The following is a 20,977-nucleotide window of genomic DNA, read 5'->3' as shown; positions in this document are numbered from 1 at the left end:
GGACGCCGGGCGCCCCTGCCCGGCTTAGCCACCGACTTCACAAGGATTCGCTACATGCTCAAACGTTTCTGGCTCTGGCTTGGCCGTCTACTTGGCAAACTGGTGTTATTTCTGGCCGTGGTCGGCCTGGGTGGCTGGGGCATCGCCGAGCTGTATTACGCCTGGAAATTCTCAGGCCCGGTGTCTGCCCAGGAGCAGATTCCGCCCGGCGAAGCAGCCATGACCCGCGGCATTATCGAAGATGCCATTCGCGTGGTGGAGCAACACAAAGATCAGACTCGCGTCCTGCGTGACGCCCACGCCAAGGCTCACGGCTGCGTGAAAGCCGAAGTCACCGTGCTGCCCGAATTGAACGGGGAGCTGCGTCAGGGGGTTTTCAGCGAACCTGGCAAAACCTGGCAAGCGCTGATGCGTTTATCCAACGGCAACGCCTATCCGCAGTTCGACCGTGTCCGCGACGCCCGCGGCATGGCGATCAAGCTGTTCGACGTGCCGGGCGCCAAGCTGATGAACTCGCCCGCCGTTGCCGGTGAACAGGATTTTGTGATGTTCAATCACCCGTCGTTTTTCGTCAGCGACGTGGCTGAATACCAGAGCAACTTCAAGGCCCAGGCCGACGGCAAAAAAGTACTCGCCTTTTTCCCCAGCCTGGACCCGCGCACGTGGCAGATTCGCCACCTGACCATCGCCCTTAAGACACTGGCACCGGCCCCGAACAGCCCGGTCGCCACCACCTACGACTCCGTAGCGCCGTTCAAATTTGGCCCGCACAACATCAAATACCGCGTGGTGCCCGCACCGGAGCGCTGCCCGGCTTACACACTGCCAGCGGTGAATACCGACATGCCAAACTTCCTGCATGACGCGCTGTACCAGCAGCTGTCGCTGGACCGCATGCCGGCCTGCTTCGAGTTGCAAGTGCAACGGCAAAACCCCGACCACTACATGCCGCTGGAAGACACGAGCATCCAGTGGAGCGAAGCCATCTCGCCGTTCGAAACCGTCGCCACCATCAAGGTGCCGGCACAGGATTTCGACAGCACCGAGCAGACCATTGCTTGCGACAACCAGTCGTTCAACCCCTGGCACGCATTGCCCGAGCATCGTCCGTTAGGCGGCATCAACCGCCTGCGTAAAGCCGTATATGAAGCCGTAAGCGCCTACCGCCACGAGCGCAACGCTCAATAAAAAACCGTAGTAGCCCTTCCAAAGCCCCGCCATGCGGGGCTTTTTGTTGAAAAACCTGGCGCTTTTATCAGATTTGCGACTTATTTCTGCTAATCAGCGACTTTATTGTGACTCAAGGGTCAGGTGCGGCCATCAACACCCTGAAGGCCACAGTAGCGAAGACTCGCTCCAGCGGCCGCTTACTGTTGGGACCCATCGGAGAAACAACCCCATGAATACCCCGCTCCGTGTTAACGAAGCCTTGTTGATTGCTCACCGCGCTTTTCAACCGTTCCAATGCGTCGCCTGGGCGCCACAAGATGGCACCGGTGAAGTGAATTTTTCGGTAATTGACCGTACCAATACCCGTCTGTTGGGCCGCACTCAGGTGTCCCCCAGCGCGTTCACCAACCCAGCTGAACTGCAGCGCCTGCTTGAACAGTCGCGGGCCGAATTGAACCAGCAGGGTTATGACCTGGAGCCATGGAAGATGACTGCGTAAGCGAATTCCATGCAACACCCTGCGGGCAGCCTTCAAGCTGCCCGCAGTCGTTTTGGCCAGCGCTGAACGCGCATGAAAAACACCGAACCTAACCGCCTGTCCCGCCGTCTACCTTCAACACCTGACAGGTAGCACGCCCCATGCCTTTACTCCTGAGCCATCGCCCATGACCGCCTTCGATTGGCAGCGGATGCTGATCGACAAACTGCCCCTGCAGTTTCTCTTTGAAGTCACCTTGCGCACGCTCTTTGCGTACCTGGTGGTGTTCAGCTTTCTGAAGATTTCCGGGCGCCGCGGTGTGCGCCAATTGTCGCTGTTCGAACTGGTGGTAATTCTCACCCTGGGCTCGGCGGCGGGCGATGTCACCTTCTATGACGATGTGCCGTTGTTGCCGGTAGCCATGGTGTTTCTCACCCTGCTGGTGATGTACCGCGTCACCACCTATGCCATGGAGCGCATGCCACGTTTCGGTGACTGGCTGGAAGGCAAACCCGCAGTGATCATCGAAGATGGCGTGTGCGACGTGCCGAATCTGGAACGCAAGAACATCTCCACCGACGAGTTCTTTATGGAGCTACGGCAAAAGGGCGTGGAGCACCTGGGCCAAGTGCGCATCGGGATCATGGAAGTGAACGGGGACGTCAGCCTGTATTTTCAGCCCGAAGACCAGGTGCGCCCTGGCCTGTCCGTGCTGCCCAGCCCTCTGCGCCAGCAGTATCGCCAGGTGCCGGCTGCCGGTTTGTATGCCTGTACCTGCTGCGGCAAAACCACAGAGCTGCAAGCTGGCGGCGGCGGTCCCTGCTCCCGCTGCAAGCATGAAGAGTGGAGCGAAGCAATCAGCAGCCAGAGGTACGCCCCGTCATGACCAGCGCCATCCAACCCGAAGTACTGCCGCTGGCCAAAGGCAAGCGCCCGCTGCCTGATGACGAAGGCGTGGATACCGGCACGCTTTTGTGCCCCACCTTACCGCCCGACCTGCACTACGTGGACGACAGCCAACCGGGCTTCAAGCGTCGCAAGCTGCGCGGCAAATTCGCCTATTTTGATCTCGACGGCGAGCGCATCCGCGACGCCGACGAAATTCAGCGCATCAACAAGCTGGCCATTCCACCGGCCTATCAGGACGTGTGGATCTGTCCCGACCCAAAAGGCCACCTGCAAGCCACCGGGCGCGATGCCCGCGGCCGTAAACAGTACCGCTACCACCCGCGCTGGCGGGAAATTCGCGATGCCGACAAATACGAGCGCCTGCTGGAGTTCGGCCGTGCCCTGCCCAAGCTGCGCACACGCACAGAAGAACACCTGCAGTTGCCAGGCCTGGGCCATGACAAAGTGGTCGCCACAGTCGTCGCGCTGCTGGATTCCACGCTGATTCGGGTAGGCAACACCCAATACGCCCGCGACAACAAATCGTTCGGCCTGACCACCTTGCGCAACCGCCATGTCGAGGTAAAAGGTGCCGGCATCCGTTTTCAGTTTCGCGGCAAGAGCGGCGTCGAGCACCAGGTCAGCCTGCAACACCCGCGGCTGGCGCGCATTATCCGCCGCTGCCTGGAGCTGCCGGGACAGCACCTGTTTCAGTATCTGGACGACGATCAGCAGCGCCGAGTAGTGACCTCCTCGGATATTAACCAGTATCTGCAGAAACAAAGCGGCAGCGACTTTACCGCCAAGGACTACCGCACCTGGGCCGGCACCGCCCTGGCACTGGACCAATTGCGGCGCCTACCGGCAGAAGAACGCTCGGTGACCGAGCAAAAGCGCGTGATCAACGAAGTCATCAAGGATGTCGCCAGCCAGCTGGGCAACACTCCGGCCATCTGCCGCAAGTGCTACGTGCACCCCGCCGTGCTCGATCACTTTATCGCCGGCGAACTCGCCAACCTGGGTAAACCTCGAACCCGAAAAGGGCTGCGCGAGGAAGAAGTGACGCTCATGCGGTTTCTCGAGCAGTTATCGCCCACCCCGTAAGGCTAGACGGCCGCGATTTCTACCTGACATGGCAAGATCTGTGGGCTTATTGTCATTGTTGCCAACAGCTTCGCGCGACAGAATAGGCCATCGATTTCCCCAGATGCCTTGCCCATGTCCAAACCCTTCCCGGCCGAACCCCTGCGCACCGTCGCTTGCCTGATATACCCGCAGGTGATGAGCCTTGACGTTACCGGCCCCATGCAGGTGTTTGCCTCAGCCAATGTCGAGCGCGAACGCCAAGGCTTGCCGGCGTTTTACGACTTGCTGCTGATAGGCGCCCACCACACTCCCGTAGCCACCTCTGCCGGCCTGCGCTTGTGCGTGGACCGGCCGTGGCGAGAACTGAACCCGGCGCATCTGGACACTTTGTTGGTGCCTGGCGGGCTGGGGGTGAACGCGCAAATGCAGGAAACCGAGCTGCTGGCCTGGCTGCACGCTGCTGAACCCCAGGTGCGGCGTCTCGGTTCCATCTGCTCCGGCGCCCTGATTCTTGCCCAGGCCGGCGTACTGAACGGCCGCCAGGCCACCACGCACTGGGCCGATGTCGATGAACTGCGTGATTGTTTTCCCAACGTACGGATCGAAAGCGATCGTCTGCACACCTACGACCCACGCAATCAGGATGGCGATAGCCACGTCTTCACCTCGGCCGGCGTCACTGCCGGCATCGACCTGGCCCTGGCACTGGTTGAGGCCGACCTGGGCCGTGCTATCGCCCTGAGCGTCGCCCGGCGCCTGGTGATGTTCCTGCGCCGGCCCGGTGGCCAGACCCAATTCAGCGCCCTGCTGACGCCCGAGCCCAGCCGCGTACCGCGCCTGGCCGCGTTGCTGGATTGGCTGCCAGCCAACCTTGGGGCTGATCTGTCGCTGCAAACGCTGGCGCAACAGGCCAAGCTGACGCCGCGTACCCTTTCGCGGGTATTTACTCAGGAAATGGGCATGGGTCCCGGGCGCTATGTCGAACGCCTGCGCCTTGAAGCGGCTCGCACGTTGCTGCAAGACGCCCAGGCCTCGATCAGCACCGTGGCGCGCCTGACCGGCTTCGGCCACCCGGAGAACCTGCGCCGTACCTTTCATAAACACCTGGCGGTAAGCCCCCAGGAATACGCCCAACGCTTTAGCTAACCACGCCTGCGAGAAGGAACACGCCATGCTTGAACTGCGCCCCAACTGCGAATGCTGCGACCGCGACCTGCCGCCCGACTCGGTAGACGCACGCATCTGCACCTTTGAATGCACCTTCTGCGTCGACTGCGCCGAAACCCATCTCGAAGGCGCATGCCCTAACTGCGGTGGTGAACTGCTGCAACGCCCGCGTCGGCCAGCCGCCAAACTGGTGAACAACCCCGCATCAACCGAACGCGTGCTGAAACCCGAAGGCTGTGTTAACGCACGTTAATCCACCCAGCTGAGCGCGCCCGCGCTCAGCTGACTGCCCCCAACCTTTACGAGGCGCCATCATGTTGCTGCTGCGCAATGCTTCCGTTCGCCTGCTGTTTGCCGGTCAAGCCCTGTACTGGTCCTGCTCGCTGATCGGCATCACCCTTACCTCCCTGGTGGGCCTGCAATTGGCGCCCAGCAATGTGCTGGCCACCCTGCCCCTGGCATTGCTGGTGATGGGCAACCTGCTCGCGGTGCAACCGTTGTCGCTGTTTATGCAACGCCATGGCCGTCGACCGGGGCTGATGCTGGGCGCTGGCAGTGGCGTGGTCGGCGGGTTGATCTGCGCGTTGGGGGTGGGCATTGGCGACTTCGCGCTGTTCTGCCTCGGCGCCCTACCCATCGGCGCGTACCAGGCCTCAGCGATGTATTACCGCTTCGCTGCACTGGAAGCTGTGGACGAACAGCAGAAAGGCCGCGCCACCGCCTGTGTGATTGGCGGCGGTGTGGTGGCGGCACTGATCGCGCCGAGCCTGGCGCTGTGGTCACGCAGCGCGTTGAGCACGCCGTACATGGGCGCCTACCTGATGATTGCGGCGTTGGCGGCCCTGGGCCTGCTGCTGGTCAGCCAACTGCGCGAAGGCGCCGCACCGGCGCCTGGCAAACCCGGGCTGGCGGCAATGCGTGAACTGTTGGCACGGCCGCTGGTGCGCGCCGCCATCGCCACCACCGCGATCGGTCATGGCCTGATGATTCTGGTGATGAACGCCACGCCCTTGGCCATGAGCTTTTGCGGCTTTGATGTGGCGACCAGCGCCGGGGTCATTCAGTGGCACATGCTCGGTATGTTCCTGCCCGCTTTTGTTGCCGGGCCGCTGGTAGATCGCCTCGGCAGTCGCCGGGTAGCGGTACTGGGCGGCAGCATTCTGCTGGCCAGTGCCGTGGTGGCATTGCTGGGGCTGAGCCATACGCACTTTCTCATCAGCTCGTTTCTGCTCGGCCTGGGCTGGAACCTGGCACTCATCGCCGGCACCACGCTGCTTGCCGAAGGGCATGTTGCCGGCGAACGCGGCCAGGCGCAGGGCTTGATGGAACTGGTGAATGGATCGGTGGCGGCCTGCGCCTCGTTTGCCTCCGGCGCGTTGATCACCGGGCTCGGGTGGGCGGCGATCAACATGGGTGTGTTGCCACTGGTGGCGATTGCGTTGCTGATGTTGCTGCCGGCCCGCAGATCCGCTGTGGCGGTTTAAGGTCCAAAGCATCGAGGCTGAAGTCTCGATTCCTGGAACAGGCCCTCCCAGACAGGCATAAAAAAGGCGACCCGAAGGTCGCCTTTTTGCCAACTGAAGCCAACTGAACGCGCTTAGTAGTAAGCGTTTTCCTTGTTGGTATGGTCAGTCACGTCACGCACGCCTTTGAGTTCGGGAATGCGTTCGAGCAGGGTTTTCTCGATGCCCTCTTTCAACGTCAGGTCGACCTGCCCGCAGCCTTGGCAACCACCGCCAAACTTGAGCACCGCAATACCGTCTTCCACCACGTCGATCAGGCTCACTTCGCCGCCGTGGCTGGCCAGCCCCGGATTGATCTCGGTTTGCAGGTAGTAGCTGATGCGCTCGTTGACCGGGCTGTCTTCGTTCACCATCGGCACTTTGGCGTTCGGCGCCTTGATGGTCAGCTGGCCGCCCATACGGTCGGTGGCGTAGTCGACCACGGCGTCTTCCAGAAAGGCTTCGCTGAAGGCGTCGATATAAGCGGTAAAGCTTTTCAGCCCTACGGCGTGGTCTTCAGGTTTTTCTTCGCCTGGCTTGCAGTAGGCAATACAGGTTTCGGCGTATTGGGTACCCGGCTGGGTAATGAAGATGCGGATGCCGATACCGGGCGTGCTCTGCTTGCTCAGCAGATCGGCTAGATAATCGTGGGCAGCTTCAGTAATGGTGATGGCGCTCATGGCAACTCCTCGCAAACATGGGCGCAGTTTACGCCCATGGGGCTTGTGAATAAAGCCCTAGTAATTCAGTCGGGAATAGCCGATCTGTTCGCAACGGTTCTTTCATCGTCCAGCCAGGCCTTGGCCTGCTGGAAAAACCGCTTCTCGATCAGCTCGTAGCTGCCCCAGGAGGCGAGCACGATAGCCGGAATGCAGGCGCCGATCATCCAATAAATGTTCAGGTCGTAACGTTGGGTGAGGTACCAGCCCAGCGACAGCACCAACACATGCACCAGATACACCGAATACGAACAGTCGCCGAGGGACTTGAGCACCCGGTTGCCGCGGAAATAGCCTTCCAACGAAATACAACTGGCTACGATCAATGCACTCGGCACACCCCAATGCAGCACGCGCATGGCGGTGTCGAGGTGATAGATGCTCAATACCGAGGTAACGATCACCGCTACCGGCAGCCACTTCCCGGGGCGAATCCAGCCGCGTTGGTAGGCCATGCCCAGCACAATACCGAACAGAAACTCATACACGATGCTGTTGCGGTAGAAGTCGCTCACCCAGTCTTCCCGCGTGGCCACCGTGCCCACCAGAAATAGCGCACCGGCGATCAGCCACAGGCGATAGCGCTCCGGCACGCTGAAGCCCAGGGCGAACAGCAGGTAGAAGAACATTTCGTAGTTGAGGGTCCAGCCCACCGCCAGCGTCGGGTACAGCCCGTAGCCTGCGGGGTTGTTGGCGGGAATAAACAGCAGCGACAGCACAAAGTGCTGCAGGTCGAACGCTTGCCCCGGCATCATCGGTTTGGCGTACACAATCAACAGCGCGGCCAGCAGGGAAAACAGCCAGTACGCCGGCACAATGCGCAGTACCCGGTTAAGCAGAAAACGCCCGGCGGCGATGTCTTTGCCTTGGGTAGACAGGTAGATCACAAAGCCGCTGATCACAAAAAAAATGTCGACGCCCACGGCGCCCTTGTCGATAAAAAATTGCCCCAGGGGGCTGTCTGCCTTGAAATCGAAAAACACCTGCATGATGTGGTGACCCACCACCAACCAAGCCGCTAAAGCTCTTAGCGCTTGCAGTGAAATCAGCATAGAACCCTACTCCCAACCAGCGCGCCAGACGGCGCCAACTGCGGCGCGCTCATGGCAAACCAACACCACGGCACGCCACCTCGCGTTACAGGGTTGACCCTGGCGAGGTTGGAAAAGGTCCATAAATCAGAGAGTCAAACCGCCCGGCCGCACTCGCACGAGATCTCTCAGGCTAGAGCCAGGCAAGGCGCCCCGCAGCTTTTAAGCGCAGCGTACTGCAGTACGTGAGCATTAAAAGCGAGGACGCAACGCCGCACGGCCGACGACTAAGAGATCGGCCAGGAGGTCAAAGGTTTTCGTAGCGGTTCATATCGAGAATCCCCGCTTCAACCGGCTCGGTACGCTGGATATACCGGTCTAGATCATGGAAATACCGCCAGAACTCAGGATGCGTGCGGCGCACGCCCCACTGTTTAACGAGCAGCTCAAACGCCGCGTCATCACGAACCTGCTCCATGGCCGCGACAAACGCCGGCACCTGCGCAACCGGCACGTTAAACATAAAGTTCGGGTAGCTGCTCATCACCCCTGGATAAACCGTCAGCGTGTCCAGCCCCGGCTGATAGCGCAGGCTCTCGCCCATCATAAAGGCCACGTTGGTATGGGCGCGGTTGCGCAGCAGGCTGTAAAAGTCGACGCTGCCATCGCCCTCTTCCACCCGCACCATGGTCGCTTCCGGCAGGTGCTGAATCACCTTGAGCCCCGCCCCAGGCTTGTTGGTCAGGCGGCTGAGCGCCTGCTCGGCATCTTGCTGCGGTTTGGGGAAATTGCGGCGGTAGCAGGCGCCATCGACGCAGCGGTTAATCGGGTCCGGGCGCATATTGAAGCCGGCGTAGCGCTCCAGCAGTTGCTTGGCGAAGCCATTTTTGGCATCGGTTTCGGGCAACGTGAGACCGGTGGGACTGTCGTCGTCGATGTCCTGATAGTCCATCCACACCTTGAGCTTGCCGCTGTTCTGGTACCAGTCAGCAAGAATGGCTTCACGGGCGTCTGGCGGCATCAAGCGCAGGAAATTCTGCTCGGCACCGTTGCGGATCAGGTCGAAATACAACCGAGTCTGCGCCTGATGCGAGACGTTGCCGAACACATCGAAGTTCACCACCAACTGGTAATAGGTGCGCTCCAGCAGCGGATAGTCCATCCACCAAATGGTCTGTGGCACCTCGCCGATCAGGCCTTTCTTTACGGTGGCGCTGTCGTAGTGACGGAAGATCGATAGCACGGCGTTGTCATTGCCCGCCCAGATATGCGACCAACTCGGCGCCGGTGCATCAGCATAAGCGTCCTGGCGGGCAGCCTCGTATTCGTTGCGTTTGTCTCGATAGGTTCGCCACAGGCTCAGCGTGGCACTCAGGTCATCGAGCTGCCCTGGCAACGCGAGCTTGTCGGTGATCTGGCCGCGGTAGTTGGGATCGGTGATAAACAGGTCGTGGTCGGGGTCCTGGAACATCACCCAGAAATTGTCGCGAATAACGTCGGTGGCAATCTGGCCGCGGCACACCGGGCCCCGGATAAAGGTCTGCACGAAGTACTCGGCATTCTCCAGCATGAACTGATAACGCGCCCGGGCCGGAATGGCGGCAAAGGTTTCAAACGGGTTGGCGCGGCGCTGCGGGCCATAACCGGGGGACGCCAGTACCTGCCAGTCGTTGCCGTAGAACAGCTCTTTTACCCGCGCCAGCTTCTGCGCGCTCAGCGGGTAGGTGATGTGGGTTTTATGCACGATCACGCCCTGCACGGGAATCAGGCGGTAATAGAAAACAACGCCAGGATCATCGTTCGGCCGGCGGCTGGCGATGAGGTCGACGGCCGTGCCGCTGGGCGTGCGTGAGCGCACCACCTGGAAGAAATGGCGGTTGTCGCCATTCTGGAAATACAGGTGGGCAAGAAACAGGTGCTCATACAGCCAACGCGCCACCAGGCTTTCCCGCGCGCCAGGGGCATTGAGCAGGTCTTCCCACTGTTTCGCCTGGGCCAGCTCAATGTCGTTGGCTTGCAGCACCTGCTGGTCGAGCGGCGCACCGGCGGCCAACCAGCTTTTCAGGGTTTGCAATTCAGGAGGCGTCAAACCGGTAACGCCCAATGGCATGCCTTCGTGGGCATGGGTTTTAGCGTAGGTATCGAACTCGCCGGGCACCGGGCAGGTGTTGGGGCGGTCGACCCCCAGCTTGACGCTGTCTGGCAGTTTGGCATTGGGCTCAACCGGGTTTTGTTCACCCAGCTCCAGCATGCGCGCCATCAGCGCGGCTTGCCCGCTCTGGGCGTCCAGCACCGAGTAGAAGCCTTTGCGCTGCCAGGCCAAGGGGCCATGGGCATCGAGAAACAGGCGCGTGGTGTCGGTGGCCTGGGTACGGCCGCCGTCATACACCGGCGTCTTGTTCGCCCCGCGCGAAACGCCCTCGGCACTGCCCAGGTTCAACTGGCACGGTGAGTCGTAACAGGCATGACAGGCCACGCACTTCTCAGTGAGGATGGGCTGCACATCGCGGGTATAAGAGATGGATTCGGCGCCGGCACCCATGGCAACAAACCACAGGACTACTGCGACGGAAAAACGGTATGGCATTGGCACTTCCTTGCATCAATTAGCAGGCAAGTTTACCGACCTGCCGACAATTAGACAGCCAATGGCGACTGCTCAAGGTTCACTCTGACTGGTTTTGTATAGCGGCAGTTTCAACTGTTTCGCCACTGGCCAACAGACGGTTGGCCGCGTTCAGACGTACCAGCATGTCCTGCTCCAGCAGCAGGTCGAGAAACAGTTGATGGCGCTGTACCGCCGACGTGGCGCCTTGCAACAGGCGCTCGGCCTGCTCGCTCTGCACCGCGAAACCCAATAACGCGGCGTCCGCGCACCAGGCCTGGATATGCGCACGCGTGGCCTGGCTCGGACTGCCCAGGCCCGTGGCGAGCAAGCTGTCGAGCCATTCGCCCCAACTATCAAGCCAGTGATCAAGCGCCTGGTTCATCGTGCCTCGCAAAACAGCAGCTGCTGCCCGTTGTTATCAATTACCACCACGGGATACAGCGTCGGGCAGTCGCCCTCCACCGTCCAGCGCCCCAGCAGCAAAGTCACGCCATGCCTCGGCTGACTCAGGCAAAGCGCGGCCTTCGCCGTCAACGGATGGGCGGGCAAGACAATCCGCAGCGGCTGTCCGGTGTCGTCCATCGCCTCCCCCTGCCACCGCTGGCCAAAACGCTCGAACTGCGGCGCCGTCACCACGTGCGCTGCGATCAGTGCCAGGGGCTGCGGGTCGTTGCGGTACAGCCAGCGTCGACGGTGTTCGGCGAACACTTGCATGCGCGACGCAGGTGACTGGGCGTACGCCCCCAACTCCTCCATCGTCACCGCCTCGCCGACCTGCAACTGACTGCCCTCACGCCCGGACAACCGCCCCTCGCTACTCACCCAGCCTTTAAGCAACTGGCAGCGCTTGCCCAGCAGATGGCGCAACGGACGCCCGCAAAACAGGTCCTCGGCAAACGCCTGAGTCGCCTGCCAGCCGGGGTTGAGCGCCTGGCTGCGGCTTTGCGAAAAGGTATAAAAGCCGCCGCTCGACGGATTGAGAAAGTACAGGCTGTAGCCGGCAAAACCGCTGGCAGTGGTCCAGCATTCAGCGCCAACGCACAACAGCTCGAGCTGAGAAACAGGCTGGTACCGTTTCCGGTGCACCCCGGCCAGCTCCGGCAACGGTTGGGGCAACGGCGTGCGAGCCAAAGCGCGGCGAAAGGCCAACAATTGCGCCAATTGCAGCCGCGCCTGACGCACGGTGCTGCCCACCAGGCTGAGGCGCTCATCATCCAGCGCGCGCACCAGACGCGCCAGCAACCGCCCCGGCAGCGGCAAGTCGGCCTGCTGCAAGGTGGTTGCCAGGGCGTCGCCGCGCGCCACCAGCATCGCCGAGGCGCCGGCCATGCCCAGAGTCGTCAACTCCAGCAGCCACTGGTCCAGCGTCTGCAAGGCTTGGTGCTGGCTGTCATTCAGCGCCTCTGCCTGCTCTGCCACGACCTCTGGGGTGGCCTGGCGCGTCAGCTGCAGCACCACCAGGGCACGGTGAGCGCAACGGTGTTCGCCACAGGAACAGACCGAACCGGCCAGGCCGACAGCGCGTGGAATGCTCAGGGTAAATTCCCCGCTCACGTCTATGCGCGCCACCAAGCGCTGTGCGTCCAGATTGCACTCGGCCGTGATGCCTTGGGCTTGCCAGCGTTGCGCCTTGGTCAGCGCCGGCTGACCGAGCAGCTCTTTGCGCCGCTGGGCATCGGCAATAAGCCAGGGTTCGGCCAACGCCAGAGCGCTCGGCGCCGCGCTGCCGGCCGCTTGCGCAAGCTGCGAGGCCAGCCTGGCACGCAAGCCCAGCACGAAGGCCAACAGGTGATGACAACTGCCCAGTGCCGGACAACTGCAGCGCAGCCGCTCAAACCCGACGCCGCCCACCTGTTGCTCAAACCCATCCATCTGCGCTTGGGCATGCTCGTCCTGCAGCAACCATTGCGCAGGCGTCTGCCCGTCCAGCAGCTTGTAACCTCGGCGCAGCAAGCCCTTGTTGGCCCAGGCCTCCAATGTTTCGTCGGTGATGGCGCTTAACCACAACTGCAGGCTCATGGCTGTCGTCCCGCCATGCGCTCAGCCACCCAGTCGGCCAGATGGTCCGGCGTCATGGCCGCCACGCGCATACCGCACGCAATCAAAGCCTGGGCGGTGTCCGGGTCGTAATCAGGTTGCGCGTCCTGATCCAGGGCCGCCAGGCCCAACAAGCTCACGCCGGCCTCAGCCAGGCGCGTGACGCTGGCATACAGGCTGGCATGCGAGCCGCCTTCATAAAAATCGCTGAGCAGCACCAGCATGCTGCGCCGCGGTTGGCTAATAAGAGCTTCGGCATGCAGCACCGCCTGGGCGATATCGGTGCCGCCGCCCAGTTGCACGGCCAACAACGTTTCCACCGGGTCATCGAGCTGACCGCTAACATCCACCACTTGGGTATCGAACAGCAGCACGCGGGTGTTCAGGCTCCGCACCTGGCTGAAGATACTGGCGATTACCGCTGCATAAATGATCGACGGCGCCATCGAGCCGCTCTGATCGACCAGCACGATGATGTCCCACGGCAACTGCTTCTGCCGGGCCGGGTTGTAGTACAGGCGCTGCAGGGCCATCACCTCGCCTTCGAGGTCGTAATGCTTGAGGTTACGGCGAATGGTCAGGTGCCAATCCAGCGCCGCGTGGGTGGGCCGGCCACCGCGCGCCTGGCGATTGCGCCGGCCTTCGATACGGCTACGCACCCTGCGGGCAAGCCGCTCCTCCAGCGCCTGGCAAACCGTGCGAATCACCTGGCGTACCTCCGCCATCAGGCTGTCCGGCAAGTGATTGCGAAAGCTCAGCAGGGTTTGCACCAGATTGAGCGTCGGCGTGCTCTGGCGCAGTACCTCAGGGTCGGTCAACAGGGCGGTGAGTTTGTAGCGTTCGATGGCCTGACGCTGCAGGACCTGAACGGTACTCACCGGGAACAGCTTGCGCACCTTGGCCAGCCAGGTGGCCGGGGTCATGCGCGAGGCTTCCTGGCCGCCGCTCCGGGTTTCATCGCTGCGCTGCTGGTACTCGCGCTGGTAGAGAAAATCCAGCGCAGTATCACGCTCGGCGTCGCCGCTGCCCAGGGGCTGAGCGGCATCCGCTGCGTTGCCCTCGGCATCGCGGCCCAGGGCCAGGCGCCAGCGACGGCGCAGTTCAGCATCAGCCACGGGCACCTCCATCCCACACCTGGCGCGCACTGGCCAAGGTTTCGCGCAGCTCGGCTGCGGCGTGCAGGTCGGCCACCGACCAATGCCTGCCGCCTGCCTGCAGCGCCGCCGCAGGGCCACCGAACAACAGGCCGCCCAGGGTGCTCAACTGCCGCGGTGACAAGCGTGTAAAGGCCAGGCGCAAGCCTGGTAGCACGCGCAGAAAAGTGTCTTCGTCCCAACGCTGCAACGAGTCGCTGATGCCCTGCTGCAAGGCCGGCTGCTGCAGGAATCGATGCCGTGCCACCCGCAGCAGGCCGGCAATAAACTGGCCCGGTGCCGACGCATCACGCTCGGCATAGCCGGCCGCTTCGGTATAGGCGGCCACCACCTCCTTGCAGCCCAGATGGCCAGCCTCCAGCAACACGCCCTGTGCCAGCCCGCTCAGCAGCGGCGACGGCTGCATCGCCAGCAGTAACTGCAGGGCTTCAAAAAAACTCGCGGGCTCGCAGCCCGGGGTTTGCAGCGCAAGCAGATTGAGCATGCCCACCAGCGCGTCGGCAAGCGCCTCCTGGTGTTCCTCGCTCAACCCGCCGACCCACGGCAGGCACAGGCAGATGCGTTGAAAACACTCGGCCAGCAACTCATCCAGCGCCTCCAGCCCTTCCCCCCCGAGCACCACCTTGGCGTGCCGGGCCGCATCCAGACGCAACAGCCCCAGGCACAGGCTGGTCAGGTCGCTTTCGTGCGCCAGCCAGTGGCGGACCTGATTGACGATGGTGCCGAGCAAGGCGTGCAGTCCCATGGCAAGGGCGTCGATCAAAATCGCCACTGGCGCCGCGCCTTGCTGGCGACATGCGTTAAGTCGCTCCAGGCAGCGGGCGGTGGCGGCATCGAGCAGGCGTGCGCCGTAGTGGCCTTTTTCGGTAAGCGTGGCTTCGATTTCCGGTTGCCAGCGAATTACCCATACCTCGCGTACCCGCGCCAGGTCTTCACCACTGGCAAACCTTGGGCCGGCGACACACTTGCCATAGCCCGCATCCAGACTGGCCAGACGATGGAGAAACCGCGACTGCTCGCGGTGCAAGGGGCTGCGGTAGATATCCAGCGCGCGCTCCAGTGGCTGCGCGGCCGAGCGTGGCAGGCGCAAGCGCCGACAGGTCTGGCGGAAATCCTCAACCAACGGCGGCACCGGCAGGCCGGCCGGCAAACGGCCCACCTCGTCACCGGCAAAGAAGGCATCCAGGTGTGCCAGCAACGGACGCTCACTGCCGTCCAGGCTGTGTTTATGCAGGCTGCTGAGCAACGCTTCCCGCAGTTCCAGACGCCCCGTCCCGTGGCCACGCAATGCGGCCAGACGCCGCGCCAGGGTGACCGCTTCGATAGCGTCCGGCAGGCTGGCGGCAAAGCGGCGTTCGCGCAGGTAATTGACCAATTCGGCGGCCATGGCCGCGTGGGTTTCCCCATGTACGTCGCCGGGATTTTCCCGCCGCCGCGCCAGGGTGCTCCACACTCGAGCCTGGTAGGCGCAGTCGGGAATGCCCGCGGCGTACTGGGCGCTGGCGTTCAAGCGGCTTAACGAATAGTTGATCAGGTGCACCCCACCGGCCACCTCACCCGGCTTCGCTGGCACACCGCCCTGCCCCAGCTGCTTAAGAATGCCGGCGCAATGAAACGCACCGCACACCACCAGGCAGCGCTGGCCCTGGCTGCGCGCCTGGTCGATACAAGCGGCCATGTGCGCTTCGCGGGCCAGGGTTTGCGCGTCCAGCACACTGCCGGCACGCAGGTATTCGCCCAGGTTGAGCACCCGGGCAAAAAACTGTTCGGCACTGGCGTACGCTACACCGCTTTCAAAATGCCGCTCCCACCAACTGTCAAAATCGGCACAGCCGCTTGTAGCCAGCAAGATCGCCATGGCATCGGCACGAGCCAGCAACTGGTCGTCATTTAACAGTGGCTCCAGCACATCGGCATTGTCGCTGCTGGACTCATGCCGGTGGCGTGTCATAAACGGCAAATCGATAAAGCGCACGGCAATGCCCAGACGCTTGGCCTCGCGCAATGCCACCCATTCTGGCGACATGGCCGCCAGCGGCACAAAACAACGCCGCTGCACGGCGCTCCCGTGGCAATAGATAAAAAAGGCCACCGGCGGGCGAGTGGCTTCGTCGAGTAGAAACGGCAGCAGGCCATTGCCCTCTTCCGGCCCCTCGATCAACACCACATCCGGCCGCACACAGTCGATAAGACGCCGCAACTGCCAGGCGCAGTGCGGGCTGTGATGGCGCACGGGGGCCCAGAACACCTGCGGGAACTGTTCATAATCGGCGGGCAGGCGGTCCATGGCCGCTGCGTCGAAAGCGGTTTCAGTCATCCTGGCTATCGGCGAAGTCCTGCCATTGCGGGCTGTTGGTGCGCACCCGGCGCACGACCCGCAGGTAATCGCGAAAGCGTCGGCTGTCCTGCTCGTCGTCCTTGATCACGGTGCCGACCATAAAGCGCGCCAGGTGCTGCGGGCGCACCTTGGGCTCGGCAAAGTAATGGCACTGCACCGCTGCACTAAAAGCCACGGCAATCGCCTCGGCGCTAGACAGCACCGTCGACGGCGGCTCGAACGCCACGCCCTCGGCACTCCCGGCGCGTAATTCCTGAAACGCGCTCACCAGCAGCTCAGCCACATCCGGCGTCAGGCGGGTGCTGATCTGCTGGTCTGCCAGTTGCCGATTGACCTCACGCAACAGCAACTCCTTCTGGTCCTGCAAACGCGCCAACGGCCGCATGGTTTCGAAGTTGAACCGCCGTTTCAGCGCCGAAGACATATCGTTCACCCCACGGTCGCGCAGGTTGGCGGTGGCGATCACGTTAAAGCCCGGTTTGGCCAGCAAGTAGTTGCCGGGATCCTCCTGCATTTCGGGGATATGCAGCAAACGCTCGGACATGATCGGAATCAGGTTGTCCTGCACCTCAATGGCACAGCGGCTGATTTCCTCGAACCGCAGCAACGCACCACGGCTCATGGCCCGGTGCAACGGCCCCGGCACCAGCGCCTCGGGCCCCGGGCCTGAGCGCAACAGCAAGGCGTAGTTCCAGCCGTAGCGAATGCTCTCCTCCACCACGGCGGCACTGCCCTGCACGGCCAGCGTGCTGTCGGCGCAAATGGCGGCGGCGAGCAGCTCGGACAGCAACGACTTGGCCGTACCCGGCTCGCCCACCAGCATCAACCCGCGCTGGCCCACCAGGGTAACGATGGAGCGCTCCACCACATCGTCATTACCAAAGATCTTGCGCTGCACCACCTCACCGCCAACCTCGCGGCCATCGCTGCCCAAGATGAAAGTGCGCACCATGGCTGGCGACAGGCGCCAGCCTTCCGGCCGTGCGCCACTGTCAGCGGCCAGCAGCCGCGCCAGTTCAGCGGCATACAACTGCTCGGCCGGCAAACGCTGGGCGACTACAGCCGGCGGCGCCTGGGTTTTGCTTTTACTCATACGCCTGCCTCAGCCAGGGTTTGTGCCTGCACCAGCACGGTATTCAACAAGGCGGGCGGCAAGTCGCCGAGGCACTGGCTTTGCAGCGCCTCGCCGACCTTGCGGTACACCACCAGATCCGCCACTTCGATCTGTTGGTCGGCATCGAAGTAGCCCAGCTGAATCGGGCTATGGCCCACGGTGACCTGCCAGCTGTCGCCATCCAGGCTCCAGTAGTGCGAGGTAAATTCCGAGCCACCATCGGTGTCTTTTTCCTGCAGATAGCCCCAACGCTCCAGCAAACCGCTCAGCGTGCCGCGTTTCAGCAGTTTGCCATTGGCGCGCAAAATCTTGCTGGCTTGCAACTCTTCGCTGCTGGCCGGCTGCACCGGGGTGCTCCACTGCTCGATTGGCGATACCACTTCATAGTCGGCAAAGTGCGCGGCCCAGGCGGTGCGCTCGGCGGCATCCAACTCCAGCGGATGGGTAACCTGCACGTTGCAGTCTTCGGGCAAAACGTAAGCCTCGTCCGCCAGGGTCTGCACACCGCCGCTGGTATCCGGACGTATACGTTGCAGCGCCTGGCCGTTGGCATCGGTCACCGACCACACCACGCGCTGCGCCAGCAGGTTGAGTAACGGATGTTCCAGGAACAGGCGTTGCCAGGTGCTGCCGGGCCAGGTGTGCCCCAACTGCATGGCCCGCAGCAAACGCTGGCCTTGTTGCTTGAGCACCGGCTTGAGGTTCTTGCTCAGGGCCTTGAACTGATTCTCGGCCAGCACACGCTTTTCAGCGTCCTCACCGGGCTTGGCCTTGGGCAGGTTTTTGCTCGCCTTGCCGGCACCATCGAACACCACCAGGCTCAAGTCTGAATGCACCCGTACGCTGTAACTGTACGGTCCCACGTCCAGCAGCAAGCCTTGTGGGCCCATACCGAAGTCGGGGGCCAGCACCTCAAGGAACTCCTCCAGGCTCAAGCCGCGCAATTCGGCCTGTGCGGTCAACGCCGTGCTGGCGGAGGCCTTGATCGAGTTGCCTAGCTTGCCGTTCTCCCACTGCTGCCGCGCCAGGTAACAACCGTACTTGCCCGGCAGCTCACAGAGGTAGCCGATAGCCAGTGCCGACTTCTGCGTGCGGTACTTTTTCCACTCCTGCACGGCCTTGGCCAAGGCATTGGCAGCGCGCTCGTCACCGTATTCACGCATCGGTTGCAGCAGCCACAGGTGGTCGTTGCTGCCGTTCTCGCTGATCCAGCGGTCAATGCACACCAAGGCAAATTCGCTGCGCTGGGCGGGGCTTAGCAAGGCCAGAATCTGCCGCGCTTTGCGGGGCAGGTGATGCGCTTTGAGCATCAAGGCCAACAGCAGACGGCCCAGCGGCTCGCCCAACGGCTGCAGCAGAGCCGCAAACTCGTCGCTCCACACACCCTCCGGCAACTCCAGCGCTAGCTGGTGTGCTTGATCCTGCAATCCGGCCAAGGTCAGGCCGAACCATGGGTCCAGGTCCGCCAACGGATAGCCGGCTTTCTCCAGAGCATCCAGGCTCATGCCACGGCTTTGTTCGTCATGCACGGCATCGGCAAAATACTCGGCAATCAGCGGCGCCATCAACGGATCGCGGGATTGGGCAATGCCGGTCAGCACGCTCAGGCGCGCCTTTACCGCGCCCGGCAGCAGACCGCTGCGCTGGATGATATCGGCGCTACAACTGGCGATAAGTTTTACCGCTGGCTCACGAATGGCCTTGTTGCTGCTGGCCAGCACCTTGCCCAGCGAATCGGCACAGGCGACCACCCCGGCGCTGTTTAGCAGTGGCAACAGCAGCGTCTGCTTTTTGCTGTCCAGCGCCGCGTAAAGCTGCGGGTTGGCGGCAAGGGCATCGCCGGCTTTCAGGCGCTGAAAACGGCGAATGGTGCCGCGGCGCGCAGCGGGCTCGGCCTCCAGCTTGATGACCGCCAGATGAATCACCAGCGGCCACATGCTAGGCGGGCAACCGGCCAATGCATCGACTTTATCGTTGGAATAACCCCCGTCGCCCAAGTGCTGCTCCACCAGCTCTGGCGCCTGCTCATACCAGTTCGCCAGATACGGCATTACCTGCGCATGCAAACTTGGATAGGTCAGCGCCCGGCAGGCATTGGCAATCAAGGTGGTACGGCTCGCCTCCTCAGCGGTTGCATCCCACAGCATCTGCCAGCGCTCGGGCCGATCGCCGCCACGCAGCAGGTCTTCGCAAGACACCGAATGCTGGGCGAACAGATCGGGATACTTGGCACATGCGGCCATCACCACGTCCCAGCCCTGTGGGTCGATGGTTAATTGGCCGGGGCCGGGATAGATGTGATGCCAGCTCGGTTGCTGAACTCCGGCAAGCGTCCAGAGCTGGTACGCGGCGCACTCTCGTACCTCGGTATTCTTGGCATCGAGAAAACCAACGAGCAGGTCGCGGTTTTTGCGAAAGCGAAAATGAGCTGGGAACTCGGCATCGGCGTCATCAAAAAAATGCGCCTTGATCAACGTCTCCAGCTCATCGTCCGGGATGTGGTTCACCAACTGTTTGAGGACGGATTTGTAGGTGGGATTCTGCTCGAACTCAGTGGCAAATAACTGCCGATACCACTGCAGCGCCTGCGGGCTGCTCAGGCTGACTTCCATGTGGCTTTGGCGCGCATGTTTGACCTGTTCCAGCTCCAACGCGGCAGCCGGGCAACGGCTGCCGAAGTCCGTAGAAACACGCAGCCCCACCACACTGCCGCCGGCCAGTTGCTTGGCCAGGGTGCGGATGCGCTCGGGCTCTTCAGCGAGCACGTACGAAAGGCCCATGTCGTTGAACAGCGTATTCAACGGCGCCTTGTAGTCCTGCGCCTCGCTAACCAGCTGCGTAAAGGCTTCACAGGCGAGCAACGCGCGAAGCAGTGGCACAACAAACTGCCGGCTCAATGCGTCACTCAGCTCAGACTCAAGCCCACGCCAGTCATAGAGCCTGGCGCCAGTCGGGGTAAAGCGCAGCAGTAACTGACTCCAGACCTGGTTGGAAACCTCAAGGCGCTGCAACTGCTCGCGCACCACCAGCAGCAGCGTGTGCACGTGCAAGAACCCGGCGAACGTATCGCTTTGCACGTAGTAATCATCGGCACTGCGCAACAGCGCACTTAACGCCTGTGGCTGCACGCCGGCGCCCACATACCAACGGTGCACGGGCAGCCAGTCACCCGTGCCCTGGGCAATAGCATCAGCCGCCGCCTGCAAGGCCTGGAACTGCGCCGCCAACCAGCGCCGGTCCTGTTGGAACCAGATCGTTTTTCCGTCGGCATAGATGAACGTCGGCATCAGCCAGTAAACAAGATCAGCCACATCCACCAACGGCGTCAGCAGCACCACCAGCCGCTCGCCGGTAGCGAGCACCTGCTGTGGCTCGAGGCCCTTGCAGACCCAGCCAAACAGTGATGAAGGGCTGCGTTGTTGCTTATCGTCAGCGCCAGTGCCGGCCACCAGATGCACTCGTTCGGCCAACGCCTGGCGCCACGCGGCCGGCAACGGCGCCTCGCGCCGCCAATAAGCTAGCACCGCGGCAAAGTCCAGGCCCTGGCCAATCTGTGCCTCGGCGTAAAGCCGCTGCAGGCTGTCGAAAAATGCCTGTTCGTTGTTGAAATTCAGCGCTGCGTACGCGTTGATCATCCCTGCATCCCCGATAAAAAAGTTGTCTATCTGCTTGTGCGGCCGCAGCG

Annotated in this window: 16 protein-coding genes; 7 read left to right on the top strand and 9 right to left on the bottom strand. The window is 62.3% G+C overall.

What is annotated here, in order from left to right; translation table 11 throughout:
• The first annotated feature begins 54 nt into the window (after positions 1–54).
• The 7 genes from PKE98_RS13580 (at position 55) to PKE98_RS13550 (ending at position 6,273) form a co-directional block, all read left to right on the top strand.
• Positions 55–1,188 (top strand): catalase family protein, encoded by a 1,134-nt coding sequence (locus PKE98_RS13580; RefSeq protein ID WP_271195837.1) that lies wholly within the window; start codon positions 55–57, stop codon positions 1,186–1,188.
• Positions 1,189–1,399: 211 nt separating this feature from the next.
• Positions 1,400–1,669 (top strand): hypothetical protein, encoded by a 270-nt coding sequence (locus PKE98_RS13575; RefSeq protein ID WP_271195836.1) that lies wholly within the window; start codon positions 1,400–1,402, stop codon positions 1,667–1,669.
• Between the two features lie 166 nt (positions 1,670–1,835).
• Complete coding sequence (locus PKE98_RS13570; protein WP_271195835.1) at positions 1,836–2,534, top strand: DUF421 domain-containing protein; 699 nt, start codon at positions 1,836–1,838, stop codon at positions 2,532–2,534.
• On the top strand, positions 2,531–3,640 hold the full coding sequence (locus tag PKE98_RS13565) for a DNA topoisomerase IB (RefSeq protein WP_271195834.1): 1,110 nt from the start codon (positions 2,531–2,533) through the stop codon (positions 3,638–3,640). The genes PKE98_RS13570 and PKE98_RS13565 overlap by 4 nt, the downstream gene beginning before the upstream one ends.
• Before the next feature lie 114 nt (positions 3,641–3,754).
• Positions 3,755–4,768, top strand: coding sequence for a GlxA family transcriptional regulator (locus PKE98_RS13560; RefSeq protein WP_271195833.1), 1,014 nt, complete (start codon positions 3,755–3,757; stop codon positions 4,766–4,768).
• Between the two features lie 25 nt (positions 4,769–4,793).
• Positions 4,794–5,042: a DUF1272 domain-containing protein gene (locus PKE98_RS13555; protein ID WP_271195832.1), complete on the top strand. Its 249-nt coding sequence runs from the start codon at positions 4,794–4,796 to the stop codon at positions 5,040–5,042.
• 64 nt (positions 5,043–5,106) lie between these two features.
• Positions 5,107–6,273, top strand: coding sequence for an MFS transporter (locus tag PKE98_RS13550; RefSeq protein WP_271196031.1), 1,167 nt, complete (start codon positions 5,107–5,109; stop codon positions 6,271–6,273).
• 113 nt (positions 6,274–6,386) lie between these two features.
• On the opposite strand, the gene nfuA is transcribed toward PKE98_RS13550, so the two are convergent.
• From nfuA to PKE98_RS13505, 9 genes are all read right to left on the bottom strand, one after another.
• Complete coding sequence (gene nfuA, locus PKE98_RS13545; protein ID WP_271195831.1) at positions 6,387–6,971, bottom strand: Fe-S biogenesis protein NfuA; 585 nt, start codon at positions 6,969–6,971, stop codon at positions 6,387–6,389.
• 65 nt (positions 6,972–7,036) lie between these two features.
• Positions 7,037–8,062: an acyltransferase family protein gene (locus tag PKE98_RS13540; protein WP_271195830.1), complete on the bottom strand. Its 1,026-nt coding sequence runs from the start codon at positions 8,060–8,062 to the stop codon at positions 7,037–7,039.
• A gap of 286 nt (positions 8,063–8,348) precedes the next feature.
• Positions 8,349–10,628 carry a fatty acid cis/trans isomerase gene (locus tag PKE98_RS13535; protein ID WP_271195829.1) on the bottom strand — a complete coding sequence of 760 codons (2,280 nt, stop codon included), beginning with the start codon at positions 10,626–10,628 and terminating at the stop codon, positions 8,349–8,351.
• A 79-nt stretch (positions 10,629–10,707) separates the two neighbouring features.
• A complete protein-coding gene (locus PKE98_RS13530) occupies positions 10,708–11,031 on the bottom strand; it encodes a hypothetical protein (protein WP_271195828.1) in 324 nt (107 codons plus the stop codon).
• Positions 11,028–12,668: a hypothetical protein gene (locus PKE98_RS13525; RefSeq protein WP_271195827.1), complete on the bottom strand. Its 1,641-nt coding sequence runs from the start codon at positions 12,666–12,668 to the stop codon at positions 11,028–11,030. Before PKE98_RS13525 ends, PKE98_RS13530 begins: the two co-directional genes overlap by 4 nt.
• Positions 12,665–13,801, bottom strand: a complete 1,137-nt coding sequence (locus PKE98_RS13520) for a VWA domain-containing protein (protein WP_271195826.1) — start codon at positions 13,799–13,801, stop codon at positions 12,665–12,667. The genes PKE98_RS13525 and PKE98_RS13520 overlap by 4 nt, the downstream gene beginning before the upstream one ends.
• Positions 13,794–16,157 (bottom strand): DUF5682 family protein, encoded by a 2,364-nt coding sequence (locus tag PKE98_RS13515; protein WP_271195825.1) that lies wholly within the window; start codon positions 16,155–16,157, stop codon positions 13,794–13,796. The genes PKE98_RS13520 and PKE98_RS13515 overlap by 8 nt, the downstream gene beginning before the upstream one ends.
• The gene (locus tag PKE98_RS13510) at positions 16,150–17,271 is read right to left on the bottom strand and encodes an ATP-binding protein (protein WP_271195824.1); all 1,122 of its coding nucleotides are present in this window, start codon (positions 17,269–17,271) and stop codon (positions 16,150–16,152) included. The genes PKE98_RS13515 and PKE98_RS13510 overlap by 8 nt, the downstream gene beginning before the upstream one ends.
• On the bottom strand, positions 17,268–20,927 hold the full coding sequence (locus tag PKE98_RS13505) for a DUF4132 domain-containing protein (RefSeq protein ID WP_271195823.1): 3,660 nt from the start codon (positions 20,925–20,927) through the stop codon (positions 17,268–17,270). Before PKE98_RS13505 ends, PKE98_RS13510 begins: the two co-directional genes overlap by 4 nt.
• Positions 20,928–20,977: the final 50 nt, after the last annotated feature.

It is taken from the genome of Pseudomonas turukhanskensis (assembly GCF_027922365.1).
GTDB classification, from domain to species: Bacteria; Pseudomonadota; Gammaproteobacteria; order Pseudomonadales; family Pseudomonadaceae; genus Aquipseudomonas; species Aquipseudomonas turukhanskensis.
This window is presented reverse-complemented; position numbering and strand designations above follow the sequence as displayed.